At 36.3% G+C, this 24,478-nt stretch carries 20 protein-coding genes and 1 tRNA gene; 12 read left to right on the top strand and 9 right to left on the bottom strand.

Annotated elements, in window-relative coordinates:
* Nucleotides 1-180 precede the first annotated feature (180 nt).
* Together WJM97_RS12280 and WJM97_RS12275 are read right to left on the bottom strand one after the other, a co-directional pair.
* Entirely contained in the window at nucleotides 181-2,355 is a 2,175-nt protein-coding gene (locus WJM97_RS12280; protein WP_353929092.1) for an ATP-binding domain-containing protein, read from the bottom strand.
* Between the two features lie 236 nt (nucleotides 2,356-2,591).
* Entirely contained in the window at nucleotides 2,592-2,840 is a 249-nt protein-coding gene (locus tag WJM97_RS12275) for a hypothetical protein (protein ID WP_353929091.1), read from the bottom strand.
* Nucleotides 2,841-2,957: 117 nt separating this feature from the next.
* Here WJM97_RS12275 and WJM97_RS12270 point away from each other — a divergent pair, with 117 nt between their 5' ends.
* Complete coding sequence (locus WJM97_RS12270) at nucleotides 2,958-3,647, top strand: Uma2 family endonuclease (protein WP_353929090.1); 690 nt, start codon at nucleotides 2,958-2,960, stop codon at nucleotides 3,645-3,647.
* Nucleotides 3,648-3,686: 39 nt separating this feature from the next.
* Here the strand turns inward: WJM97_RS12270 and WJM97_RS12265 are convergent, their stop codons facing one another.
* Nucleotides 3,687-4,694, bottom strand: coding sequence for a serine/threonine-protein kinase (locus WJM97_RS12265; protein ID WP_353929089.1), 1,008 nt, complete (start codon nucleotides 4,692-4,694; stop codon nucleotides 3,687-3,689).
* A gap of 164 nt (nucleotides 4,695-4,858) precedes the next feature.
* On the opposite strand from WJM97_RS12265, the gene WJM97_RS12260 reads away from it, so the two are divergent.
* Together WJM97_RS12260 and WJM97_RS12255 are read left to right on the top strand one after the other, a co-directional pair.
* Complete coding sequence (locus WJM97_RS12260; protein ID WP_353929088.1) at nucleotides 4,859-6,307, top strand: hypothetical protein; 1,449 nt, start codon at nucleotides 4,859-4,861, stop codon at nucleotides 6,305-6,307.
* 27 nt (nucleotides 6,308-6,334) lie between these two features.
* Nucleotides 6,335-7,060, top strand: coding sequence for a flagellar motor protein (locus tag WJM97_RS12255; protein ID WP_353929087.1), 726 nt, complete (start codon nucleotides 6,335-6,337; stop codon nucleotides 7,058-7,060).
* A 112-nt stretch (nucleotides 7,061-7,172) separates the two neighbouring features.
* On the opposite strand, the gene WJM97_RS12250 is transcribed toward WJM97_RS12255, so the two are convergent.
* The gene (locus WJM97_RS12250) at nucleotides 7,173-8,024 is read right to left on the bottom strand and encodes a mechanosensitive ion channel family protein (protein ID WP_353929086.1); all 852 of its coding nucleotides are present in this window, start codon (nucleotides 8,022-8,024) and stop codon (nucleotides 7,173-7,175) included.
* A 325-nt stretch (nucleotides 8,025-8,349) separates the two neighbouring features.
* Between WJM97_RS12250 and WJM97_RS12245 the strand changes: the two genes are divergently transcribed.
* The 8 genes from WJM97_RS12245 (at nucleotide 8,350) to petJ (ending at nucleotide 15,870) form a co-directional block, all read left to right on the top strand.
* The gene (locus WJM97_RS12245; RefSeq protein WP_353929085.1) at nucleotides 8,350-9,579 is read left to right on the top strand and encodes a transposase; all 1,230 of its coding nucleotides are present in this window, start codon (nucleotides 8,350-8,352) and stop codon (nucleotides 9,577-9,579) included.
* Between the two features lie 75 nt (nucleotides 9,580-9,654).
* Nucleotides 9,655-10,740 carry a 3-isopropylmalate dehydrogenase gene (gene leuB, locus WJM97_RS12240; RefSeq protein ID WP_353929084.1) on the top strand — a complete coding sequence of 362 codons (1,086 nt, stop codon included), beginning with the start codon at nucleotides 9,655-9,657 and terminating at the stop codon, nucleotides 10,738-10,740.
* Between the two features lie 100 nt (nucleotides 10,741-10,840).
* The gene (locus WJM97_RS12235) at nucleotides 10,841-11,104 is read left to right on the top strand and encodes a hypothetical protein (RefSeq protein WP_353929083.1); all 264 of its coding nucleotides are present in this window, start codon (nucleotides 10,841-10,843) and stop codon (nucleotides 11,102-11,104) included.
* A gap of 116 nt (nucleotides 11,105-11,220) precedes the next feature.
* Nucleotides 11,221-12,042, top strand: a complete 822-nt coding sequence (locus WJM97_RS12230; RefSeq protein WP_353929082.1) for a prepilin peptidase — start codon at nucleotides 11,221-11,223, stop codon at nucleotides 12,040-12,042.
* Nucleotides 12,043-12,575: 533 nt separating this feature from the next.
* On the top strand, nucleotides 12,576-13,526 hold the full coding sequence (accD, locus tag WJM97_RS12225; RefSeq protein WP_353929081.1) for an acetyl-CoA carboxylase, carboxyltransferase subunit beta: 951 nt from the start codon (nucleotides 12,576-12,578) through the stop codon (nucleotides 13,524-13,526).
* A gap of 509 nt (nucleotides 13,527-14,035) precedes the next feature.
* A complete protein-coding gene (gene psbV, locus WJM97_RS12220) occupies nucleotides 14,036-14,527 on the top strand; it encodes a photosystem II cytochrome c-550 (protein ID WP_353929080.1) in 492 nt (163 codons plus the stop codon).
* Nucleotides 14,528-14,980: 453 nt separating this feature from the next.
* Nucleotides 14,981-15,358, top strand: coding sequence for a plastocyanin (gene petE / locus WJM97_RS12215; RefSeq protein WP_353929079.1), 378 nt, complete (start codon nucleotides 14,981-14,983; stop codon nucleotides 15,356-15,358).
* Between the two features lie 164 nt (nucleotides 15,359-15,522).
* Nucleotides 15,523-15,870 (top strand): cytochrome c6 PetJ, encoded by a 348-nt coding sequence (petJ, locus tag WJM97_RS12210; protein WP_353929078.1) that lies wholly within the window; start codon nucleotides 15,523-15,525, stop codon nucleotides 15,868-15,870.
* 65 nt (nucleotides 15,871-15,935) lie between these two features.
* On the opposite strand, the gene WJM97_RS12205 is transcribed toward petJ, so the two are convergent.
* Together WJM97_RS12205 and WJM97_RS12200 are read right to left on the bottom strand one after the other, a co-directional pair.
* A complete protein-coding gene (locus WJM97_RS12205) occupies nucleotides 15,936-17,369 on the bottom strand; it encodes a hypothetical protein (RefSeq protein ID WP_353929077.1) in 1,434 nt (477 codons plus the stop codon).
* A 583-nt stretch (nucleotides 17,370-17,952) separates the two neighbouring features.
* A complete protein-coding gene (locus tag WJM97_RS12200; RefSeq protein ID WP_353929076.1) occupies nucleotides 17,953-19,881 on the bottom strand; it encodes a cation:proton antiporter in 1,929 nt (642 codons plus the stop codon).
* A 357-nt stretch (nucleotides 19,882-20,238) separates the two neighbouring features.
* Here WJM97_RS12200 and WJM97_RS12195 point away from each other — a divergent pair.
* Nucleotides 20,239-20,311 (top strand) — tRNA-Glu (locus WJM97_RS12195).
* 134 nt (nucleotides 20,312-20,445) lie between these two features.
* Here WJM97_RS12195 and WJM97_RS12190 read toward each other — a convergent pair.
* The 3 genes from WJM97_RS12190 to WJM97_RS12180 all read right to left on the bottom strand — a co-directional run bounded on the left by WJM97_RS12190 (nucleotide 20,446) and on the right by WJM97_RS12180 (nucleotide 24,322).
* Nucleotides 20,446-20,976 (bottom strand): SRPBCC family protein, encoded by a 531-nt coding sequence (locus WJM97_RS12190; RefSeq protein ID WP_353933160.1) that lies wholly within the window; start codon nucleotides 20,974-20,976, stop codon nucleotides 20,446-20,448.
* A gap of 53 nt (nucleotides 20,977-21,029) precedes the next feature.
* The gene (locus tag WJM97_RS12185) at nucleotides 21,030-23,054 is read right to left on the bottom strand and encodes a GAF domain-containing sensor histidine kinase (RefSeq protein WP_353929075.1); all 2,025 of its coding nucleotides are present in this window, start codon (nucleotides 23,052-23,054) and stop codon (nucleotides 21,030-21,032) included.
* A gap of 932 nt (nucleotides 23,055-23,986) precedes the next feature.
* Nucleotides 23,987-24,322, bottom strand: a complete 336-nt coding sequence (locus WJM97_RS12180; protein ID WP_353929074.1) for a hypothetical protein — start codon at nucleotides 24,320-24,322, stop codon at nucleotides 23,987-23,989.
* Nucleotides 24,323-24,478: the final 156 nt, after the last annotated feature.

Genomic DNA, 24,478 nt, shown 5'->3' with positions numbered 1-24,478 from the left:
TCTAGATATGTATATATTGTACCATTTAAAATTTATTTCTACACAGAATATGGAAGGAAGAATAACGAACCGCAGAGACGCAGAGAACGCAGAGAAATAAAATAAAAATAGTCGGTTTTAACCGACTTGAGCTTTTAGACAGGGAATTTATTCCCTGTCCTCTATCTAACTAATAAAATATCAATCCCCATCCCCAATATCCCGCTTAGGCGAACGCTTATAAGTAAAAGTAAAACTCTCACCACTAGCAATCACCTTTCGCATCTCATCATACATCGGATAATTACCCACACCACTTAAATTTGCCCAACCCCTCGCCCTAGTTAACGCAACAAATAACTGGTTACGTAAATTGACATCATTTTCATTTCTCGCAACATGATCAAAACCCACCACATAAACCATATCTGCTTCATGTCCCTTAGCGCGAGTAATGCGAGAAACCGTTACACCACCATCACACCAAAATTTATCAGGGTCATTATGAGGATATTGAAAAACTAAATCATTTAACTTTAAAGCGGTGGGAATATAAACATCAATTTCCTGTTCCATCAAGAAACTTGCAACTTCAGTTTCTAACTCCATTGCTTCCATAGGTGAACCTAAAACCAACACTAAAATATCTCGACTGGGGTTGAGTCCATCATGAACAATATTGTGCATAATCTTCTCAGATAAAGCCATCATTTCCGCTTCACGAGAAGAATAAGTTTCAAATTCTAAAACCGGCTCTCCCCACAATTCAGGAATAGGGTTTGGTGAAAATTCAGCTTTTCTGTGAATACTTATCGGTTTACCAACTCGGCGAAAATCTCCCTTTACTTCATAACCAATTCTATTCCAATCATCCTTATTTGTAATTCCTGTTAACATTCCTTCAGGACGTAATAAACCCATCCCCATTGCATGAGCAGCAGTCAGAATTTGTCCCGGAGTCCGATAACAACGACGCATAACTTCAGAACGTTTAATACCTCCAGCATATTGGGGTTGTTTATTTAAAAGATTGCTTAATTTTTCCCCAAATATTTCTTTTGCTTTAGGAACTACCAAACTATCTAAACTTTGTGCTTCATCATACGCCCAAATTAGTCTTTTTTCCTCTGGGTTATCTTCACTTACTGGTTTTAATGCTTGATAAGCTAACCAATAAATTGCCTGTTTATCTTCATATTTTAAATCATCTTCTGCTACTAAATCTTGACCTTCATCAATCAAAATTGCATCAAACATTGGTTCAATACTAATTTCTTCTAAAAGCCGTTTACTTAAATCTATTAAACCCCGGTTTGGTTGTCTTTCTTTAGTGTTTTGTACTGTTCCTGGTCTTTTACCATGATATTCGCAAATAGTTCTATATAAACCAGGTTGTTCTTTTGCACCCCAAGCATGAAATACTTGTAATTTAAAATTAGTTTTCGGATCATAGTGCATTTCTCCACAACTAAAACGCCGTATCCATTGATCTAATAATCTAATCATTAAATCATATAATGAACGGGTAAAAAATACTAAAGCAATATCCCATTCTGGATGTTTTAAGTGCATACTCGCGGCTTTTTGGCAAAGTAAAACCGTTTTTCCTGAACCCGCAATACCGCGAATACGTTGGGGACCGGGGGGAATTTCTTTACCAATATGTTCTTGTTGTAAATCTATTTCGTAAAGTCTTTCTCTTAGACTATCAATCACAGCAGAACGGGTTTTTCCTGTAGTAGAAACTTTATCACGGGGTGGTTTACGCAAGACAGGAGTACCACCAACTACTGAAAGTAACAATTCCCAATCTTTATCTTCAATATTTTCACCGGGAATGATAATATTAGCTTTTTCAATACTTTCTATTAAACCAACTTTCCCTAATTGATCTTGAAAAATAATTGGGGGAATATCTGGTAATTTATCAAAGCCTTTTTGTTGCCACTGTTCTAATGTAATTTGGGGTAATACAATAATCGCTCTACCATTGATTTTTCTCCATAGTGCAGTTTCTCGATCACTGTAAGATATTAATGCTCGCAGTTGATGTTCTGCTATTTGATAGGGATTTATTTCTGTAATATCACTGTTTTTTAATTGCCAACTTTGACTATTGATATTAGTAATTTGGTCAATATTGATAGATTTAATAGTAATTACAACTACACCAAATTCTCGATCAACTATTAATATATCCGGTTCTTTTCTGACTTCTCCTACTTTGGAAAAGATGGGATAACGCCAATATCCAATGCAGTTTCTATCCGCAAATGCACCACGGACAGCATCCCAAACTTTCTGTTCTCCGTCTTGATTTTTTATAGCTTCGGTGGTGATAAACTTGCTACCCTGTTCTTCGATTCCTACAGCCATTTGTTTTGCCTGTATAAGATAATTAATGCTGTTAAATTATCATCATCTATAGGCTGTGAACAGTGAGATTATACTGATATGAATTTTTCAGTATTTTTAACTAGAAAATTAAGTGTTGAATGAAGAATGTGTAAAATTAGAGGAATTTACCAACCGTATAAGATTAAGACTGTAGTATCTAGTACAGATTGAATAATATTGGTCATCTGTCTCTATCTTCTCTAATCATTTCTGTACTATCTGGTAATCCAAAATCTACTGGGTTTAAGCGTCGAATGTTTTGACTTTCTTCTAATACTTTTAAAACATGATTTCTGTGTTGTACTTCTGTTCGCTGTTTTTTGTATCTGTAAGGCTTTTTGTAAAAGTACCACAATTTGAGATTCTATAGACTCATTTTTAGCTTGAGCTAATTTTTCCAATTCTTGATATAATTCATCGGGTAAATTGATGGTGTTAAGGGTAGTGATTGCTAAAACTCCCACAGGTATTTGTTGTTATTATTTATCATCATAACATAAATAAATAATCATTCAGATATCCAAATTATATATTTTATTTTATGTTAAAATCAACATATTATCGTTATGGTGAAGACGATTATGCTAAATTACAACTTGCGTCAATGTCTTCCATCTTCTGCGGAACTTCCTGACTCTGATGATACTCCAGTGGATAACGAATTACAAAACCTCATTCCTAATTTATTAGAAGCTATTTTAGCCTTAGTTTGGCAAAATAGAAATGATTGGTTTTTTGGTGTAGATATGGGTATTTATTATGCACCAAGTCAACCACCATTAGTACCTGACGGTTTTTTGAGTTTGGGAGTTGAACGTTTTATTGGTGAAGAAGGACGTTTAAGTTATGTATTTTGGGAAGAAGATAATATTGCCCCAATTTTTGCTTTAGAAGTAGTTTCTAAAACCTACGGTGGTGAATATGAAAGGAAAAAAGTTGACTATGCCAAATTAGGGATTTTATATTATGCAATTTATGTTCCTAATCGTCAATATCGGCGTAAACGTCAACCTTTGGAAGTGTATAAGTTAGAAAATAAGGAATACATTTTACAACCTGACGGACGGGTATGGATGCCAGAAATTGGTTTAGCTTTAGGAAAGGAGAGAGGTACTTATTTAGGAAGAACTAGAGAATGGTTATATTGGTATAATCAACAAGGTGAAAGATTAGCAACTCCTGAAGAATTGGTACAGCAAGAAAGATTAAAATCTGAGAAATTAGCTCAAAAATTAAGGGAATTAGGAGTTAACCCAGATGAGATTAATTAGCATTTTTTAATACCCAGATCCCCTGCTTCTGGAATCAATTTACAACTTATTCACACGATCATAAAAGAAATCTGGAATCTTATTATTTGTTGACAAAGATTGCTGTTCTTCATGTTCTTTGTTTTTGAATGTAGGTAACATGAATGTATGAAAAATAGAGAGGAATATTAATATAAACAGAAGCACAAACCAAATCATCTCATTGACTGATTCTGGATCAATATCAGGAGTTGGAATAATTGGAATGATAGGGATAGTTTTTGCAGAGTTTTGTTTTTCTAAATCTTGGATTACATCTGCTGCTGATTTATATCTGGTATGGTAATCTTCATCAATCATTTTGCATAAAATATCTCTCAAATTATCACTAAGAGAAATATCTCGATACCAAGGATCACTAAAATGATCAGGTTTTAATCCCGTCATTAATTCAATTATTGTCATTCCCAGTGCATAAATATCGCTATTAAATTGTGGTTCACCGTGAATTTGTTCTATAGGTGCATATCCAGGAGTATGAATTCTAGTAGCTTTTATTTGTAATTTTGTAGCATGAGAAATAATTTCTTTGACTGCACCAAAGTCAATTAAAAATAAATTACCCTGATCATTTATCATAATATTATCTGGTTTAATATCACGATGGATAATATTTTGTTGGTGAAGATAATCAATAATTTTCAACAAATCTATTAGTATTTGATGTGCTGCTTGAAGACTAATTTTTCCATGGATATGTAGTTTTTCCCTTAATGTTTTACCGTTAATATATTGTTGCACTAAGTAAAATTCTTGTTCTTCTTCTATATATTCTACAAATTGGGGAATTTGTGGATGATTTAATTTTTGTAAACTTTTTACCTCGTCATTAAACTTGCGTTTTGCGATCGCCATTTCCCTAGAATTACTACTAAAAAATATGAATTTTTTAACAGCATATTTGTTACCTTGCTGATCCTGCGCTAAATAGGTTTTACCAAAAGCACCTTCTCCCAATGATTCGATCAGTTCGTACTTTCCAACAACCAAGTTTGATACTGTATTCATATCTTACCTACCATCACAGAGATTATCCCCAATCTCATCTCAGCAATAACCAGAGATTAAGAAATTTTACTTAATCTATACTATACCAAATATGTTATGATTGTTGAAACTAAAATTGAGTAGTTAATTAAGTATTTTTACGAAATCAATCAAAAACCAAGCCCATGAATACTGCTACTATTCGCAATGCTCTATTAACCATCGGTGTGGTGTTACTTCTGATTTATTCTTTTGTTCCATCAACTAGACCATATTTTTCTTATTTAGTAGTGATTGGATTTGTGGGATTAACCATTCAATTAACATGGGATGGTGTGAGAAAAAAGAGAGAATTAAATCGTCAAATTGCTAATTTAGAGAATACTTTAAAAAATGAAATCAAATATTTTTATGATCGAAATGTTAATAAATATGAGCAAATCAATAGGGGAGCTTTAATTGATGAAAAATGTGCTAAAAATCAAGAGTTTAGAACTTGGGAAAAACAGAAATTATATTATCAATCCTTACCTAATCTTCTGTTATCTATTGGATTAATCGGAACTTTTACAGGAATTACACTAAATCTAGTTTTAATCGCTTTGAATACCAGAGGAGCAATAGAAATACAAACAATATTGGCAGATATTATTGTTTCAATGGCCATTGCTTTTATTAGTAGCTTAATAGCATTAGCTTGTAGTTCTTTATTGGTTAAATTTTATCCTACTTCTGATTTAGAAATACAGAAAGATAATTTGCTTACTTCCTTAGAACATTATATTGATAATGAAGTTTTACTTAACAACGAAAGTAAAATTGATCAGTTAATCAAATCTATTGATAACTACTCCCAAACATTAAATACATTTTTATCAAGCTTACAAAGAAATACAGAAACTTTTGAAAATGCCATCACTAACGCAACCAATAAAATCAACACATCAGCAAACAACTTTCAAACCATTGTTAATCAATCTTCCCAAACAATGCAAACCGGCGCAAATGTTTTAAATAACGCAACTAATAACATTGCAACTTTAAGTACACAATTTGCTGATTTAACATCATCATTATCCACATCTGCAACATCATTTGAAAAATCAACATTATCATTGCAAACTCATGGCAAAAATCTCCAGAAAGTCACTGATACTTTAGTAAATAACTGCCAAACAGTAGAAAAATTCAGTCAACAAAATACAGAACAATTAAATAATCTCAGTCAGACAATAGTTAATAATTCGAATCAATTACAAAACCTGATTCAAAATAATCAACAAAATCTAGATTCTGTTTCACAACGTCTGGTACAAAACTCTCAAAATCTTTCCACATCTACCCAGTCGTTCCAGACTAATATCAATCAAGTTGTAGATTCCTTAAATCAACATAGTTCACAAATCGGAGATTACAATAATAACTTACAACAATTATCAGGAGTAATTACCAATGCTACCCAGTCATCTAATACAAATTTACCTCAATTAGCAAATATGCTAGGAAATCAAGTTAACCAATTACAAACTATCGCTAATCAATTTAATCAAAATATAAAAATGATGGAACAAATTAATAATAATTTATCTATTCTATTAAATTCCAATCAAAGTAACCAACAATCAAACAACTAATTAATTAGATGAATTGGGAATGGTAAAATGCCGAGATTAACTAGAAAAAAATCTAATACCACAGAAACATTTACTGTGTGGACATCCTTCACAGATTTAATGTCCAATGCGTTTATGATTATCACATTACTACTTTTATTTGTTGTTGCTCAGTTATCACAAAAAACACCTATTGATCCAATATCTAAAAATAATAAACCAACAATTATTTCCCTCCCCGCAGATAAATATAGCTTTCCTTCTGGTAGTGCAGTTTTACCCAGAAATTTACAAGATGATATTTATAAAAATGGTCAAGATGGGATGATTTTAAAATTAATTACCAAAAATTTAGCAGATTTAGAAAATAGTGATAAACAAGTTGATGTAATTGAAATAATTGGACATACTGATGGACAACCATTAGGAAATTTTAGAACTCCCGAATGTAAGAATCAAAGCAGTAGTAATTTAGATAAAAACCTAGAAAATGTAGCTATAAAAAATAAAAATGTTGCTATTCTGTGTGCAGGTTCTAACACTGATTTAGGTTTAATGCGTGCGTTAGCAGTAGTCAAAGAACTACAAAAAGCACAAAGTAAAAGTAATTCAAAACGATTCAAGCAAATACAGTTTCGAGCATATTCCGCCGCACAACTTTTTTTACCGAATGATCAAGGATTTGCCACAATAGATAGAATAGAAAATGATAAACGTAGAAGGATAGAAATACGTTTTGCTCAACTTGGTGAGTACATTACACCTGATAAATAAAATACTAGCGTTACATATTGGCGGGATGAATTGCTGGAAACACTCAAACTTCGTTCCCCATTCAACAAAATCATCCCATGATTCAGCACCGCTGTTAAAATTTACATCACTCTCAACCTATTTCTGATGTCGTAGGAATGAAAGAATGAGCGCCGTTTGTGGCAGCATTGACTGTATAACGTTGTTCAGGGACTGAATACCCCGCTTCTGTAAAGGTTTCTAGAATTGCTTTATTAGTGTCAAAATAAACTTGCCAGTAGTGGTCATTATGACAATAGGGACGTACTGCCAGAACCGGACCAGCTAAGTTAAAAGTGAGAATTTCTACATCTGGGCCTGGGTTGTCGAGAATATGGGGAATTTGGCTGATTTTAGCTTTTAAAAGTGCGATCGCTTGATTATGATCAACACCATGAGCAAGTTGAGCCAGCAAATCAACACGACGGTAAGGATTGGATGAATAATTCTGAATATTATCAGAAAATATTTTATTATTGGCGACAATTGTCATCACGTTATCTAATGTATTTACGGCGGTTGTAAACAGTCCAATTTCTGTCACCGTTCCTGTTACACCACCAGCAGTAATAAAATCACCAACTTTGAAAGGCTGGAAAATAATTAAAAATGCTCCTGCTGCAAAGTTAGCCAATAGTCCACCCCATGCAGCACCAATAGCAATACCAACAGCAGCTAGTAATGCAGCAAATGAAGTTGTTTCAATCCCAAAAAAGCCAAGAATTGCCACAATTAAAACAATTCTTAAGGTTACCGAAATGATGTTTAATAGATAGGTAATCAGTGTTGGTTCAATCTGTTGGCTTCTAAAGATACGTTTTAAAAACCTCGTACAAAATTCAATTAATTTCAGACCAATAAAGAAGAGTATAATCGCACCAACTACTTTGAGACCTAAAGTAGTCAACAGTGCGATCGCAACTTGTGTAATTTCTTGAAAATTCATAACCTATTTTTGTTGTTGAGTTTTTAACAAAACAAACACACAGCTAATTCGAGCAAAACTGATGAATTTCATGTTTTCCTAATGTATTAGATCTCAATTCATCAATAAATTCAACTTCCATTGGGTACACATACTAGGTATTGGTAAACTTCGCCGAATTTATAGACAAATATAGTCATCTCTAGTCATTAATTACACAGAAGTCAGCTAAAATCACTCATATAGACTTTCTTGTGCAAAGAGAACTGAGCAAGAATTTTGTGCATTATCAGCCCGAAGATATGTTAGTATACATGGGCGAATATTCATAGAAACTAGCTAGTGTATGCAAGTAGTAGAGCGGCATATCATTCAAAGAAATCATCCCCATTATCAGGAGATTGATAAATTATGTTTTGCTGCCAAAAACCTCTACAATTATGCTAACTTTCACATTCGCCAAAGTTTCATCTTTGCTCAAAAATATCTTGACTACAATTGTTTAGCAAAACAATTAAAAGCGACAGAACCATACCAGGCCTTACCAGCCAAAGTTGCCCAACAAGTATTATTAGGACTACATCGCAACTGGTCATCTTTTTTTGCAGCAATTAAAGCTTATGCCTCAGATAAATCTAAATTTTTAGGCAGACCCAAATTACCTAAATATAAACACAAAGAAAAAGGCAGACATTTATTAGTTTATACAGCCCAAGCAGTGAGTAAACCCAAAATGAAATCTGGGTTGATTCATCTGTCACAAACACAGATTCACATTCCTACAAAAGTAGATTATTGTTATCTAAATCAAGTAAGAATTGTCCCCAAGATTGACCATTATGTAGTAGAAGTTGTCTATGAAAAAGAGGAAACAGATTATGGTTTAGACCCTAATTCCATAGCAGCGATTGATTTAGGAATAGATAATCTAGCAACCTTAACATCAAACCAGCCGAGATTTATACCAGTTCTGGTTTCCGGGCGGATTATCAAATCAATTAATCGTTATTATAATCAAAGAAAAGCCAATTTACAATCTTTACTACCTGCACATCAAAAGACCTCTAAACGACTACAAAGTTTAACTAAAAAACGGAATTTTCGAGTAGATGATTATCTGCATAAAGCCAGTCGCTTAATTATTAACCATTTAGTCAAGTGTGGGATTGGCACTTTAGTAATAGGTCAAAATCCCTTGTGGAAACAGAATGGGAATTTGGGCAGTAGAAATAATCAAAACTTTGTTTGTATTCCCCATACTCGATTTGTACAGCAGTTGAGTTATAAAGCGAAATTAGTGGGGATAAATGTATTGGTTTCTGAGGAGTCTTACACTAGTGTAGCTTCTTTTTTAGACCAAGATGTGATTCCTACTTATGGCAAAGTTGACTCGAAAGAAGTTAAATTTAGTGGTCGCAGAATCAAAACTAAACTTTATAGAGCAGGTAATGGTTTATTGATTCATGCTGATGTCAATGGTAGTTTGAATATTTTACGTAAAGTAGTCCCGACAGCATTTAGTCTAGGGATAGAGGGCGTTGTAGTCCGCCCCGTCGGGGTTATTCCCGGCAAATGAAAGGCATGAGATATTTGTCTATGTTTTTTGGAACTATGATGTTTAGTCTGCAAACAATCACCCATTAACTCAACTATGACTAAAAACTGCCGTATTACCCTACTTCCTGGCGATGGCATTGGCCCTGAAATTATGGCCGTAGCGGTAGACGTACTCAATGTCGTTGGTAAACGCTTTGATATTTCTTTTGACTTTCAAACCGCACTCATTGGTGGTGCAGCTATTGATGAAACAGGAGAACCCTTACCTGCTGCCACTCTAGATACTTGTCGCAACAGTGATGCAGTTCTACTCGCTGCTATCGGTGGTTATAAATGGGATTCCCTACCCTCTGATAAACGTCCTGAAGCGGGTTTACTAGGACTAAGAGCAGGTTTAGAACTATTTGCTAACTTACGTCCTGCAAAAATAATACCCCAACTCATAGATGCTTCCAGCTTGAAACGGGAAGTAGTGGAAGGTGTGGATATCATGGTAGTGCGCGAACTTACAGGTGGGATTTATTTCGGTAAACCAAAAGGTATTTTTGCTACTGAAACAGGGGAAAGACGTGGTGTCAACACGATGGTTTATAATGAATCAGAAATTGATAGAATTGGCAGAGTCGCCTTTGAAACCGCCCAAAAACGGGGTAAAAAACTCTGTTCTGTAGATAAAGCCAATGTATTAGATGTATCTCAACTGTGGCGAGAAAAAATGACTAAACTGGGTTCAGAATATCCAGAAATTGAACTATCTCATCTATATGTAGATAACGCCGCCATGCAGTTAGTCCGCGCTCCTAAACAGTTTGATACTATTGTTACTGGTAATTTATTTGGTGATATTCTGTCCGATGCTGCGGCCATGCTGACTGGTAGTATTGGGATGTTACCCTCTGCTAGTTTGGGAAGTTCTGGGCCTGGTGTATATGAACCCGTTCACGGTTCAGCCCCCGATATTGCTGGCCAAGATAAAGCTAACCCCTTAGCCCAAGTTTTGAGTGCAGCTATGATGTTACGCTATGGCTTAGATCAACCAGATGCAGCAGACCTGATTGAAAATGGAGTGTTACAAGTTTTACAACAAGGCGATCGCACAGGAGATATTATGTCCCCAGGAATGAATCTTTTAGGTTGTCGCGCTATGGGTGACGCTCTAATTCAGATTCTGGAAAATTAGTTTAAATGTACCATCTTGAAATATCTTGAAAATTTTAGCGTTCTTTGCTAAAAGTTTCCGATAGACTAAAAGCAAATCTATCAATAAAAAATAACTAATAGTGTACGCTTCACTACAACAAGGACAGGAGAATTATACTGCCCCACCACATCAAACCTCTTTGGTAGATCCAGCGGTGATCAAAGCCGCTGGGCAAATTTACTATACCTACTGTGAGGTACATCCTGAAATTGTGGGGCAAGCTTCAGGAGTAGCAATTAGTCGCTTAACCCATCGGGGTAAGGTAATTTTTACCCAGCAACCAGTTCTACTACCGCAGGAATGTTTTATACCCTTACAGCAAATAGAATCATATATGTATTAAAGAATAGGTGACAGGTGACAGGTGATAGGTGACAGGGAAGAAGCAGAGGAAGCAAGGAAAAGTTAATAACTCAATGTCCAATGCCCAATGCCCAATGCCCCATAACAAATAACAATATGGATACATTAATTTTTGTCCCTGCTAGTATCATTGTCTTCGCTTTGGGTGCAGCTATTGGTAGTTTTATCAATGTTGTGGTTTATCGCTTACCAGCAGGATTATCATTGCTTTGGCCACCTTCTCGTTGCCCTAAGTGCTTAAACCAACTCAAAGCCTATGATAATGTCCCGGTTTTTGGTTGGTTGTGGTTAAAAGGAAAATGCCGTTATTGTCACACTAAAATTTCTCGGCGTTATCCCATAGTAGAAGCAGTCACAGGGATACTATTTTTAATGGTATTTTGGGTATTTCAATTTTCATTTATCACTATCGGTTATTGGGCTTTTTGTAGCTGGTTATTGGCTCTATCTCTCATTGACTGGGACACGATGACCTTACCTAGTCCACTGACCAAATCTGGTTTAGTATTAGGTTTATTCTTTCAAATGAGCATCGGTTTTTTAACAGACGCTAGTTGGAATGGTGTAGTCAAACATCTGATAGTTGGGATTGGGGGCGCAGTTTTAGGTCTGTGGCTATTTGATAGTATTTCAGTCTTAGGTTCTATTGCCTTTGGTAAACCTGTCATGGGTGCAGGTGACGCTAAATTAGCAGCCATGATGGGAGCTTGGTTAGGCTGGAAATATTTACTCATAGCTGCATTTATGGCTTGCTTTTTGGGAGCAGTGGTAGGTGGAGGTGCTATTATACTTTCACGTCATCAAATGGGACAAAAAATGCCCTTTGGCCCTTTTCTCGCCTTGGGAGCAGTAATTTCTGCCTTTGCTGGTGAAGCAATTTTGTCATCATATTTGCGGCTAATGTTACCAGTATCTTGAGATTAATGAGCCAAATTAAACAATTCAAAATTCGCAATTGAAAATTCAGAAACAAATTTTAAATCTTCTTTAGCAATTTTTTAACAATTAACCCAATACTTCATCATCAGTAGCTGACATCTACCATGACTGTAACTTTGATAACCCCATTTATTCTTTATATTTTGCTAATATTAGCTTGTGACTTGATATTTTCCCCCCAAAAAATATAAAGTCATTTTTAGGGGAGTGAATTAAAAGCCCAGATGACATAGACTTTGCCAGTACGTTGACATCAATAATGATCACAAACCAAGAGTACAAGATTTTTATTGGCAAAATCATTGTCACTAAGCTACTAACTAAAAAATGCTTTCATTTTATCTGCATTGCAAAAACCATAATTTGATGATTTAGTCAAGTAAAAATAAATCATCACAAAAGCTATCTCCAACTATCATGACCCACTCCAAAAATGGGTAAGGTCAATCCCAAATTTTAAAACCGGATAGACCTTGTTTTGAATCTCCTACCTACTTAAAATAAGATAAAAAATGGCAAACAACGAAGAATCACGCGGTTTAAAGTCTCTATTTGATTGGTTTGCAAATCGTCGTAAATCAGGATCTACTAATTTAGAAAGGCAAGAACGGGAAATAGCAGATGGTTTATGGCACAAATGCCCCAAATGTGGTGTTTTAACATACACCAAAGACTTAAAAGCCAATCAAATGGTTTGTACTGAATGTGGTCATCATAACCGAGTTGATAGTGATGAACGGATTAAACAATTAATTGATGCCAATACCTGGCAACTTATAAATGAACATTTGCGTCCTACAGATCCTTTAGGATTCCGCGATCGCAAAGCCTACAGCGATCGCTTGCGGGAAACCCAGGAAAAAATTGGTTTAATTGATGCCGTCAAAACCGGTTTAGGACAAATTAATGGTTTACCCATCGCTTTGGGAGTCATGGACTTCCGTTTCATGGGTGGTAGTATGGGTTCTGTCGTTGGGGAAAAACTCACCCGCTTAATTGAACAAGCTACACAACGCCGTTACCCTGTGGTAATTGTCTGTACCTCCGGTGGTGCAAGAATGCAGGAAGGAATGCTTTCCTTAATGCAAATGGCAAAAATCTCCGCCGCTTTACAACGTCATCAAGATGCCCGCTTATTGTACATTCCCGTATTAACAAATCCCACCACAGGAGGTGTTACCGCTAGTTTTGCGATGTTGGGTGATATCATCATTGCCGAACCAAAAGCCACTATCGGTTTTGCCGGTAGACGCGTAATTGAACAAACCCTACGCGAAAAATTACCCGAAGATTTCCAAACCGCTGAAGACTTACTCAAGCATGGTTTTGTAGATGAAATTATTCCCCGTACTCAGTTAAAAAATACATTAGCACAGCTAATTTCTTTACACCAGCCCATGCCAACTACACCGAATATGGTGATGTGGGAAACCATGAGTTTAAGTTCTACAGGTGTAGAGTAGAATCATTTACAACTGCAAGGATGTTTTAATCCCCTCAATACGCCTAAAAAGGGGGACTTTTAAGACATCCTCAAACGATTACAATATATTTCTTATTTTTTTATAGAAAAAATACTACCTGTTTTCACAAAAAAAGGTAATTGGCAAAAAATCAAAATGTAGTTCCAAATCACCTACTTGTAAGTTGAGGTACAAATTCATAACATTTTTTATAAAGATTTGTATCAAAATATCAAGTATTTTAACTACCAGGAATTCACAAACTTAGTGTCAGCAGCTATGTAGAGCAGCTAATGGTAAACTGATTCATGCTGATGTTAATGATAGCGAGAATATTTTACCTATAGTCATCCTGATAGGTTTTAGCCGCAGGATCAAAGGCGTTGTAGTTCTCCCCGTCGGTATGATCGGCAAACTTTTAGCAATTAGATAAATACAGTGTTTATCTGTGCTTTTTAGAACTATTAGTGTCTTAGCTGTGTTAAGCATTACAAATTTGAAGGGGAAATATGTTTAGAAGATTGATTGGTTTTGTTGCTGCTACCATTTTGCTGACATTTCAGCTATTTATTGGTAATGCAACAGCGGTAGAACTAAATGAAGCTACTAGAACAGTACCATTGAATGAAAGTGGTGATACTGTCGTCATTAGCATACCGCAACTGGCAAAAGGTAAAAAATTATTTAACGACACCTGCTCTCAATGTCATGCAGGGGGAGTAACTAAGACTAACCAAAACGTAGGTTTAGAACCAGAAGCTCTAGCACTGGCTACACCACCACGTAACAACATTGAAGGCTTGGTAGACTATATGAAGAATCCCACCACATACGATGGTGAAATAGAAATTTCTGAACTACACCCCAGTATCAAGAGTGCGGATATCTTCACAGAAATGAGAAACCTCACAGATGACGACTTAGAAGCGATCGCTGCTCATATACTCATCGAGCCAAAAATTGTTGGGATTAGATGGGGTGGTGGTAAAATCCATTACTAAACATCTATTTGTGAACCTGCTTACTCAGTGAAGTAGGGGCAAATTTACCCTTACTGCATAAAAATCTTAGTTTCAAGTCCTGATACCTGGGTAGATTTAAGCTGATAGCAGGTGACAGGGAACAGGTGCTACGCCATAGTGACAGAGCTAAAAATCTTTCCGTGTCTAAGTTTTAGTTCTGCTTAATGTCCTAACCGCCTTGTCTATTGCTATAATTTTCACTACCTGTTACGAAAAAGTTAGTTGTGCTTCAATTTGCCCTTTGGCAGCAGGACTTGAAGCTTTGTATTTTCAAATTTTTCAAAGAACTGAGAAACTTTATTTGCAACTCCCCAGTTCTAGAACTCCCAGAATTCTTAAAAAAAATTTTCATCTATGACAGATTGTCATATTTAGTGTTAAATGTATTTAAAATAAGAACAGAAAAATAAAAATATATCTCAGGAGAGATCCATGAAATTAATTGCAGCGAGTTTGAAACGCTTGACACTAACAGTATTGACAGTGCTTTTAGTTGTTGGTACTTTTGCTATCTTTACCCCCACAGCATCCGCTGACACCGTAGAAATTAAAATGGGTGCTGACAACGGAATGTTAGCATTTCAACCCAAAGAAGTGACCATCGCTGCTGGTGATACAGTTAAATGGGTTAACAACAAATTAGCTCCCCACAACGTTGTCGTTCAAGCACATGAAGAATTGAGCCATAAAAAATTGTTAATGGCACCTAATGCGTCAATTGAAAGCACCTTCACAGAACCTGGTACTTACACATACTGGTGCGAACCCCACCGTGGTGCTGGCATGGTAGGCAAAGTAATTGTTCAATAAGCTGAGACTTTGACAAGTTTGAAAACCTAGTTAATCATTTTCAGAATCTAGGTTTGTTAAATCACTGAGCATTAGCGGTAACAAGTTGTATCCTTGAAAATAGTAGGATGGACTCGTTGCCGCTAGTTTTTGTTTTTTATTACAGAGGAAAATCTCTTGAAAGTATGAAAATATATTTATCAATCTTACTATTAGCGATCGCCATATTATTCAATATTACACTTATCAATCCATCTCTAGCAGATGAAACATCTACCGGTAGTGAAATTTTTCAAGCTAACTGTGCTTCTTGTCATAGAGGGGGAGCTAACATCCTCATTGAACAGAAAACCTTGGAAAAACCAGCACTGTCAAAATATCTAGAAAATTATGACACCGATCCGATCAAAGCAATTATCAACCAAATACAAAATGGTAAAAATGCTATGCCAGCCTTCAAAAATAAATTAAGCGATCAAGATATTTTAGACATCGCTGCCTATGTTTTCCAAAAAGCAGAAACAGGGTGGTGAAATAATTAAATGATCCTTCACACCACACTGTCTCACCACAATATAAAATTCAAACTTGGATCAACTTATTGATCCTGGTTTGAGGTTTGTCTTTCTTCCTGAACTTGACGTAACTTTTGTATTAGTTTTTGAGTAGATTCACCAGATCCACTAGATTTTTCCCCAACTACTTCAGGTGTTGATGATGGGTTAGGAATAATCACAGCTTGATTTTTTGGTTGGGTTTTTCTATCTTGCTGATCCGCAGCTTGTTGATTATTCTGATTTTGTGAAGGCTTTAGCTGTGTATTCTTGCCTGTCATCGAATCGTTGTTAGTATTTTTAAACTGAAGTTGGAAAGGATAATAACTAATTTGCTGTTCACCTTTAGGTGCATTTGCACTGAAGAAAGCCCTAGTTTTTGATTGTAGTTGAGGAGTTACTGCTCCACCTTGAAACTTAATATCTAAAACCTTCCCATCAGGATCTACAACTAATTGACCTGATACAATACCCTCTATTTCTGGATGATTGGTAGGAATAGTTTTACGGATAACAGCTTGCTTCTGAATGTTAGGATATTCCTGCTGGACAGTTTTTCTCAAATTGTCATCGGATTTCAGCTTGGCCAGTAACTGTTGGTTTTTCTGAATCTGAGCCTCAGATTTACTAATAGTAGGTACTATAGTTTGTTCCTGGGTTGAGTTTTCTGAAGATGGGATGACAATTGGTGCAGCTGATAGTAATGGACTCTTACCTTCTGAAGATTCACCAACACGAAGTCCAGCAGGGGAACTAGCAGTGACTTCTGGGAGATCACTTCCCAACTGGGGATTTTTAAATTCTGTAAATTCTTGAGGTTTTTTCGTAGAACCAATATCAATAGCATCCGCTGATGGGTTAACTAATGGTTCTCCAGATATTCCGTTACTGACCTGAACTTCTGGTAACCTGTTAACATTTATAGGCTGGGTTTCTCTAATTTTGGTATCTATATCATCAACGAACGGAGAAACGGAACGAGATCCAACGCGAGGGACAGAACGAGATTGATTACTACTAATGCGGAAATTAGAAACTTGAGTTCTAAAATCCCTCTGAGTAAACATTGGTGTTGCTTGCTGTCTTGGCAAGTAAGAAAGATTATAGTTAGATGCGGATCTAGGAATAGTTGGTAATACCTGTTGCTTAGGTAATGGAGTTTGTAAAGGCGGAATAATAGTTATTTCACTATCAAAGTCAGGCAGTTTAATTTGCGGTTTTTGCGGTAATTGCAGTGGTTGTAAAGCAACTTGAGAATTATCTGGAGTTTGTGGTAGCCTAGCCTGGTCTGCTGGGCTTAATTCTATTAATCCAACAGCTTTTTTAGCGTTAGCTTCTGTTGATTGAGTAGAATTTACAGGCATCAATGGCACGATTAAAGCAATAGCACCATGGATACCAAGAGAGGCTATAGCTGCTATTCCAGTTGGTTGGTTTAATACTTCTGGTATATTTTTCAGCATGGAGACATAAGACATAATTTTTATCCGTTCACTCAGATCAGTTGTAGTTGACTATTATAATTAGGCCGCAGCCTATAAGAGTTTCATAACACTTATCATGCTGCACTAAGGATTTTATCTTTTAAATTATATTGCCATTTTTAGATGTAGGTTGATTTAATGTCTAAAAAATAGATGAAGATGCAATTATTACAGTTACTTGATTTCGATTGACTAACTACAAACTAAATACTTAAATCTTACTAAAAAAGTTTTTCTTGAGCAAGAGGAGTGAGAAGGGGGAGCCAAAAAGAGGGCAGAATCATCTTGAGATAGCATCTCATCCACCTTGAATAGCCCTTTGACTATCTTCATTTCCAGGTTTTTGGTCAATTCAGTCAGCCCTAAATACAATATCAAGGAAAAATTACCGTATTCATTAAGCTGTTGTGAGATAGCTTTTTAACCAAAAATCCCATCTGATATATCCAGAATATGCTGTAATCAATAACTTCCTGTAAATACGCTCAAAACAGGAAAATTTCTGTTATTTACCATTGCTGGGATAAAGTCAATACAAGTATGAAGTTTTATGCAAATGCCTAGAAAATCTTGGTTTTCAATTGCCAGGTGCTTCAGTGGCGGAAAGTTGAGATAACTTGGCAGTAGGTACTTCTTCCACCTCTGGTAACGTCTCCAAAGCTAAAGCTGTAGATTGACTAGCACCAGATAAGCGTTTTAGTAAGTTTGGGCGCGAATCATATAACAAGTAGATAATGCGATCGCCAACCAGCCAATTTTGATTAACTGACATTACTTGCAAACTTTCTTCCCTCTCCAGTAATAGTGGTACTAAGACACCATCCTGAATTTTTTCTTGTATGTGTTTTTGTTGGACATCAAATTCTGCGGCATTCAAAGTAGTCGTCCCTAACTTCACCCGGCTACTATTTAAGTATTCATGCCAAGTTTTAATAGGAAAATCCTGGACAAAAGCTTGATTTACTCTATTATTTGCTTGAATTTTAGTATTGGAGGCTTGAGGATTGCGGGGATATACCGCTAAAACACGGGGTGGGCTAAATTCCTCAGCAGCGCGTTGGGCTAAAACAAAATTTACTTCTCCATTATTAGTCATGGCTAAAAAAGTTCCCAAGGAAGCAATTCCTGCTTCTTCTAAAACTTCTGTATCTAGCGCACTACTGGCAATTACGCGCAAGTTTTGAGCTTCAGCTTGAGCAAAATATTCTGAGTCAGTGTCAATCATGACGACCTTTTCCCCCCGTTCTTGGAAAAAGCGCGCAATCAGCAAACTCAGGGGATTACAACCAACTATCACCGCCCCAGTGGCATCTTGAGAAGTAATTCGCAATAATTTCACCAGCCAGCCAGCGGTTAACCCCTGACAGAAAACAGTCATGATAATTGTTAAGAACACCAAAGCTTTGATAGCATCACCACCATTGACTCCCCTTTGTGTCAGGGAAATGGCAAATAAAGAAGCCACAGAAGCAGACACTATTCCTCTAGGTGCAACCCAACTCAAAAATAATTTTTGCCGCCAATTAAGATCACTGTTCAAAGTACACAGAAGAATGTTAATGGGACGTACCAAAAACATCAAGACCAAAACAGTCAATAAACTGCCCCAACCTAAAGCAAACACACTGGCAATGGATAAATCAGCCGCCAGCAGGATAAACAGTACAGAAACACTGAGAATTGTCAGTTGGTTTTTAAAGCTGCGTAATAGGCGTTCTTCTGGAACTGATGAGTTAGCTAACACTGCTCCCGCTGCCACTGTTGTCATAATTCCTGACTCGCTGCGGATTGTTTGAGCTAGGGTAAATAAACCCCACAGGACAGCTAAAACCACTAGGTTTTTGAGTTCAAAGGATAAGAAGTTGGCACGTTTTAAAATCAAACTCATCAAATAACCGCCTAGACCCCCAATCATTGCGCCTACACTCAAACGCAAGGCCAAACCCATAATGGCTTTGGTTGGGTCGGGATCACCATTTAAAATGGTATCCAGAACAACGTAAGCCAAAATAGCTCCCACAGGATCAATTAAAACCCCTTCCCCTTCTAATAAGGTGGCTACTTGTCTGTCTACGTTAATTTGTTTTAGTAATGGCCCAACAACTGTGGGTCCTGTAACTACGACTATGGAAGCATAGAGAAAAGCTATATTCCAGGGAAATTCCCCCAGCCAGTGAGCCGCCATACTGCCACCGATCAAAGTAATTAACGTTCCCAAGGTGACGAGTAATTGCAAACTAACGGAAACGCGACCCATTTCTTTTAAATCTAATTTGAGTCCGCCCTCAAATAGAATGATCGCCGTTGCTAGGGAGACAATTACTTCTAGTCCAGTTCCTAGTAAATGAGGATGCAATAAGCCAACCCCATCTGCGCCTAATAGAATGCCTAACAAGAGTAATAAGACGATGCTCGGCAGCTTAAAATATGCGGCCATCACTTGGGCGCTGATGCCGGCTAGAACTGTGAACACCATTTGTAGGGTGATTTGAAAAGATGCTTCCATGTTGTAGATTTTGAGTGATTGATTTCAAAATCCTTTGTAAAGAATTATAAACACTCTCTTTACAGGGTACAACAGCACACCCATCGTAAAGAAAATCAAATATTTTTTTATGCCTAGTTTCTTATAGTACATCTTTTTTCGTTATTTGGCGACCGAAAAATTAGCAGTAATATCCATCGAAAATGTTTTGATTATCCATTCCAGATTTTAGATCAACTTCTCAAGTGTATCTGGGGGCTTTTAATATCCAAGAATTCAGGCTGTTATGCCATAACTGACAGGCTGAAAATTTTTTTTATCAAAGGTGTTGACATTCTCTGGAAAATCCAGTAGATTATGAAAAGTGAAAAGACAGATGCCCCCATCGTCTAGAGGCCTAGGACACCTCCCTTTCACGGAGGTAACAGGGATTCGAATTCCCTTGGGGGTACTTTAATAAAAAACAGCAGACAAGCGGATGGAAGACTCTCTCTTTTTCCTACTTGATTTACTTCTGTGCTTTTTCCATCTTTGAGAAGGATAACCCACACTGTAGGCTTTGACTAATGTGGGCATAAATACTTATTAGGTTTTGCTTAATTCCATTGCCCGCTGACGAATTGCCAGGAGGTTTAATTGTAAGTCTTTGCTGAGGCGGTGTTCAATTATGGATATAGGCATGGTCAGCTTAGGCCAAACTTGGATTGTATAGCAGAGAATTGTTCCTTGACCGATATTCAAAGAATAAGGTTCTAAACACCATTGACCAGAAAATCCTTTGAAATCCCCTTCTACCATTTGAAAGTTGATAAGTTTAGGAAATATCTCTTCTAGATCCAAGACTACACGCGCACAAAACTTGAACTTGAGTAGCTGTTGAGATCCTACTTGCTCTAGACGTATGCCCCCATGGGGATGCTCTAACAAACAGCTTTTAGCTAGATTGGGGATAAATTGAGGTAAGGATTCATAGTCTGTCAAAATTTTCCAGACTTTTTCGATGGGGTGGGGGATTTTCACTTGAGCGGTGATTTGCCGCTGTCTTTCTGCCAATTTTTCCACCTGGATGGAAACTATGTCACTATTTAGATTTGGTTCTAACCCATTTTTTTCAATGGGTGTGAGGGAATCAAATTCTGTTGTCTGGTTTTCTGTGGTCACTTTTGTAGTTACTGCGAGGAGTGTATATTAGTTGGTGCGGAAAACTGAGGTAGTGTGAGGGTAAAACAAATTTGACTTAATGAGGAATCTTGAATAGGGGTACTCTCAACAGCTATCTCTCCATGTAAATGCTGTACTAAGGATTTAACCAATGCTAATCCCAAGCCAGTACCGGGAGTCCAACGTCCTTTACCACGACGGAATTTATCAAAAATATAGGCAGCTTCCTCTTGAGAAATACCACTTCCTACATTAGTCACTTTAATAATAACTTGATCAACTTCTTGTTCAACTCTGTGAATCGCTTGTAAATTAACAGTGGTGTCTCTCTCAGAATATTTACTGACGTTGTTTAATAATTCCTGGAGAATGCGGTCAAAACTTTCTATTTCAGTTTGCAGTTTTAGTGGTTCTTTAGGTATATCTACAGTGACAGATAATCCTTGTTCACTGAATGGCTGTTCTAATTCTGCTACTAAGCCATCAATTTTAGTGTTTAAGTCTATTGTTTCTAGTTGTGGTTCTTCTTGGTGAGATTCTAGCTTCTGGAGTGTGAGTAAGTCATTAATTAAGTTAATTTCCTTAGTACATTCTGATTCTAGAATATCTAAGTATCGAGCTTGACGTTCTGGTGATAGTCCAGGTAGTCGTAGATTACGAATTGACATCCGCATATTTGTCAGGGGATAACGCAAGCGATCGCTCAGGTTACTGACAAATTCATCTTTTAGTTCATTAAGTTCTTGTAACTGTTCAACATACTGTTTCGTTCTTTCATACAATTTTGCTTGTACTTCTAAACTACGCTTGAGTTGTTCAGTTCTTTCATCTACTAAATTTTGTACTTGCTTGAGTGTTTGGGATTGAATGATGGCGTTACTCAATTGAGTACAAACCATTTCTACAAGATTTAATTCGGATGGTTGCCAAATGCGAGCAGTTTCTTGTTGTAAAACCACAAAACCCAGAACATTACCTTGATTTTCTAATGGCATTAATAATGTGGCTGGAAAATCTTCCGTTGCAAACAAGGGGTTCGCTTGCCAATTCTCTGTTTGCTCTGTAGATTTATCCATCATGATCGGTTTCCCCGATTCTAAAAATACACGTTGACATAGCCCACATTCCGATAGCCAAAAAGACTCTTTTCGTACTTCTTCTGGGTTAGCCGTTTCCTGATATTTACCCCACGCTCCCACTACATTAGCTTTTGCTTGAGGAACTTGCTTTTTATGACGATTTCTAAACGTCGGATCTGTATACTTTAATAATATTAATAAACCTCTATCAGCTTCTAAGGATTGTGCTGTTGATGTAATGACTAACTGGAGCATTTTGTTCAACTCCAAATTATTCAGACTAAGTGTAGTTAATTGCTTAATTAAACTTTGATGTTGATTCGCTTTATGTAAGGATTGTTTTTGATTATTTAGTATATGTATTTGAGAAACTTGAGCCATGGCAAGCGCACAAGATGATTCTATTGCTTTGAGTAAATACTTTTCTGATTCATTCCAATCATAACTTTGAAATTTGATTAAGCTAATTAATCCATTGATATTACCACTGATGCTTGTGGGAATTGCCAGAATTGATGGAATATTGCCAGATAAAGATTGATCAATAAATGGGTATTTGTGAGTAATTTTTTTTATATCCTCCATTGTTAATGGTTCTTCACTACATTGTGCTATTGGAGAATTCATCAACAACTTGTGAATCAATAATATGTCTCTGGATTTTTCTGCTGCTAGAAAAGGTTGAATACACCACTTAATTTCTAATAGTGCTTGACATTCATCATTCTCAGTAGTGCTGATAAAGCAGCAGTCCGCATGAAATTCCTGGACTAGCAACTTAGCAAGGTCTTGCAAAATTAATGATGTAGCCTGACTGTTAGTGACTATCTGATTAATTTTATGCACCAAGGCGTGGGCTGCTTTTTCTTGTTGTTGCATCAGCTTGCCTCGGTATGGTTGTAGTTGCTCTACATCACTTGTGTATTTTGCCAGCGATAATAAATGTTCTTTCATTATTTTTGAGTCTCTAAATGATTATTGTGAGTTTGTACCCAACGTAATTTTATTTACAAGAGACACTTTTGATGCCGTCAAATACTTTTGTTGCTTACAAGTGTACATTTTTAGTTGAGATTAATCAAAAGTTATTCCAAACACTCTAAAAAAACTCTATACTAATCCTGTCATGATTTAAAATCAAGGTTTTTTATTTTTGATCATGAAATATTATTAAAATATTCACCCCCTTTTGTATATATATCTATACACTGCATTATTAATTAGCTTATTTACGGTCAGAAAAATTACTATAATATAAATACTTGTTCAAACTTTTAAACTTTAATCAGTACATTGTAAGTTTGGCAATTATGTAACTATTAGTCAAGGATATCTTGTTTATAAATTTACATAAACCGTAATTTCTCTATAATTTGCTAAAAAATATCATAGACATCGCCCGCATTAATACTGTACGAGTTAGTACTAATATATTAATTGCTTACTGAAATTGCTGAATTGACATCAAAACTTAATGCCATGAAATTATAGCCCACATTCGGCAGATTAAATCCACTTCCGAATAATTATCACTAAGGATTCGGGATTTTACAAACTTTTCTCCAAGAATGTTCTCAATAAATGAGATAAATTCCTAATAGATGTTTTATAGTTCCCTGGGACTAAAATCCTGAAAAAATTTACCAATAATGGTTTCTGGGAATAATTATTTTTTTTCTCTACGCTTCTGCAGAATGTGGGGTATAGGTTTAGGAGTTACGCATTGATGAGAATTCTTCCAATACGTAACTCCTCAATAAATATAAATAAACTGACAATGCAGTCTAGTAATCAGTGGGGATAGGTGGTGGATTTTGAGAATCAAAGGGTAGAGGGAAAAACAAAAGCATTGATATTTTAACCTTTCCCCTTTGATTAAACAAAACTTATAGGGCTAAACTATCGACACATAAAGGAAGCATATCGCCATTTTTCGTCAGTCCTAACAACATTGGTTGTTGAGATTCAATTAATTTACCTGTAAGAACACAGCGTTCATCTTGCTGGGCAGTAGCAGCTATACTGGCTCGAATATCATTACGGGAAAACCGTGGTTTCCATTCACCAGATTTTTGTTGTACATAATTCCAGAGAATATCTCTAATGAGGGCTTGATATCCTTGGTTTCCAGCTATTTCCTTAAGTTTATCTTTCAGTTCACGTTCTAAACGGATACTAGTAACTTCCATGTCGGTGGTTGAGGTACGTGTGATGGTTTGCATGATTTTTTCTCCTTATAGATATAGACAGGATAGTAATACAAGTGTAGTATGTTTAAAGGAATGTTCAATAGGTGAAATTTTCTGTGAAATCCATTTACCCCATTTCCATGCCCTCCTACCCCAGCAGCTATCAGGCCAGTTGGGAATTCTCTGTTG

Source organism: Okeanomitos corallinicola TIOX110 (genome assembly GCF_038050375.1).
Taxonomy (GTDB): Bacteria; Cyanobacteriota; Cyanobacteriia; order Cyanobacteriales; family Nostocaceae; genus Okeanomitos; species Okeanomitos corallinicola.
Note: the sequence above shows the minus strand (reverse complement) of the source record. Positions and strands in the feature narration are given on the sequence as shown.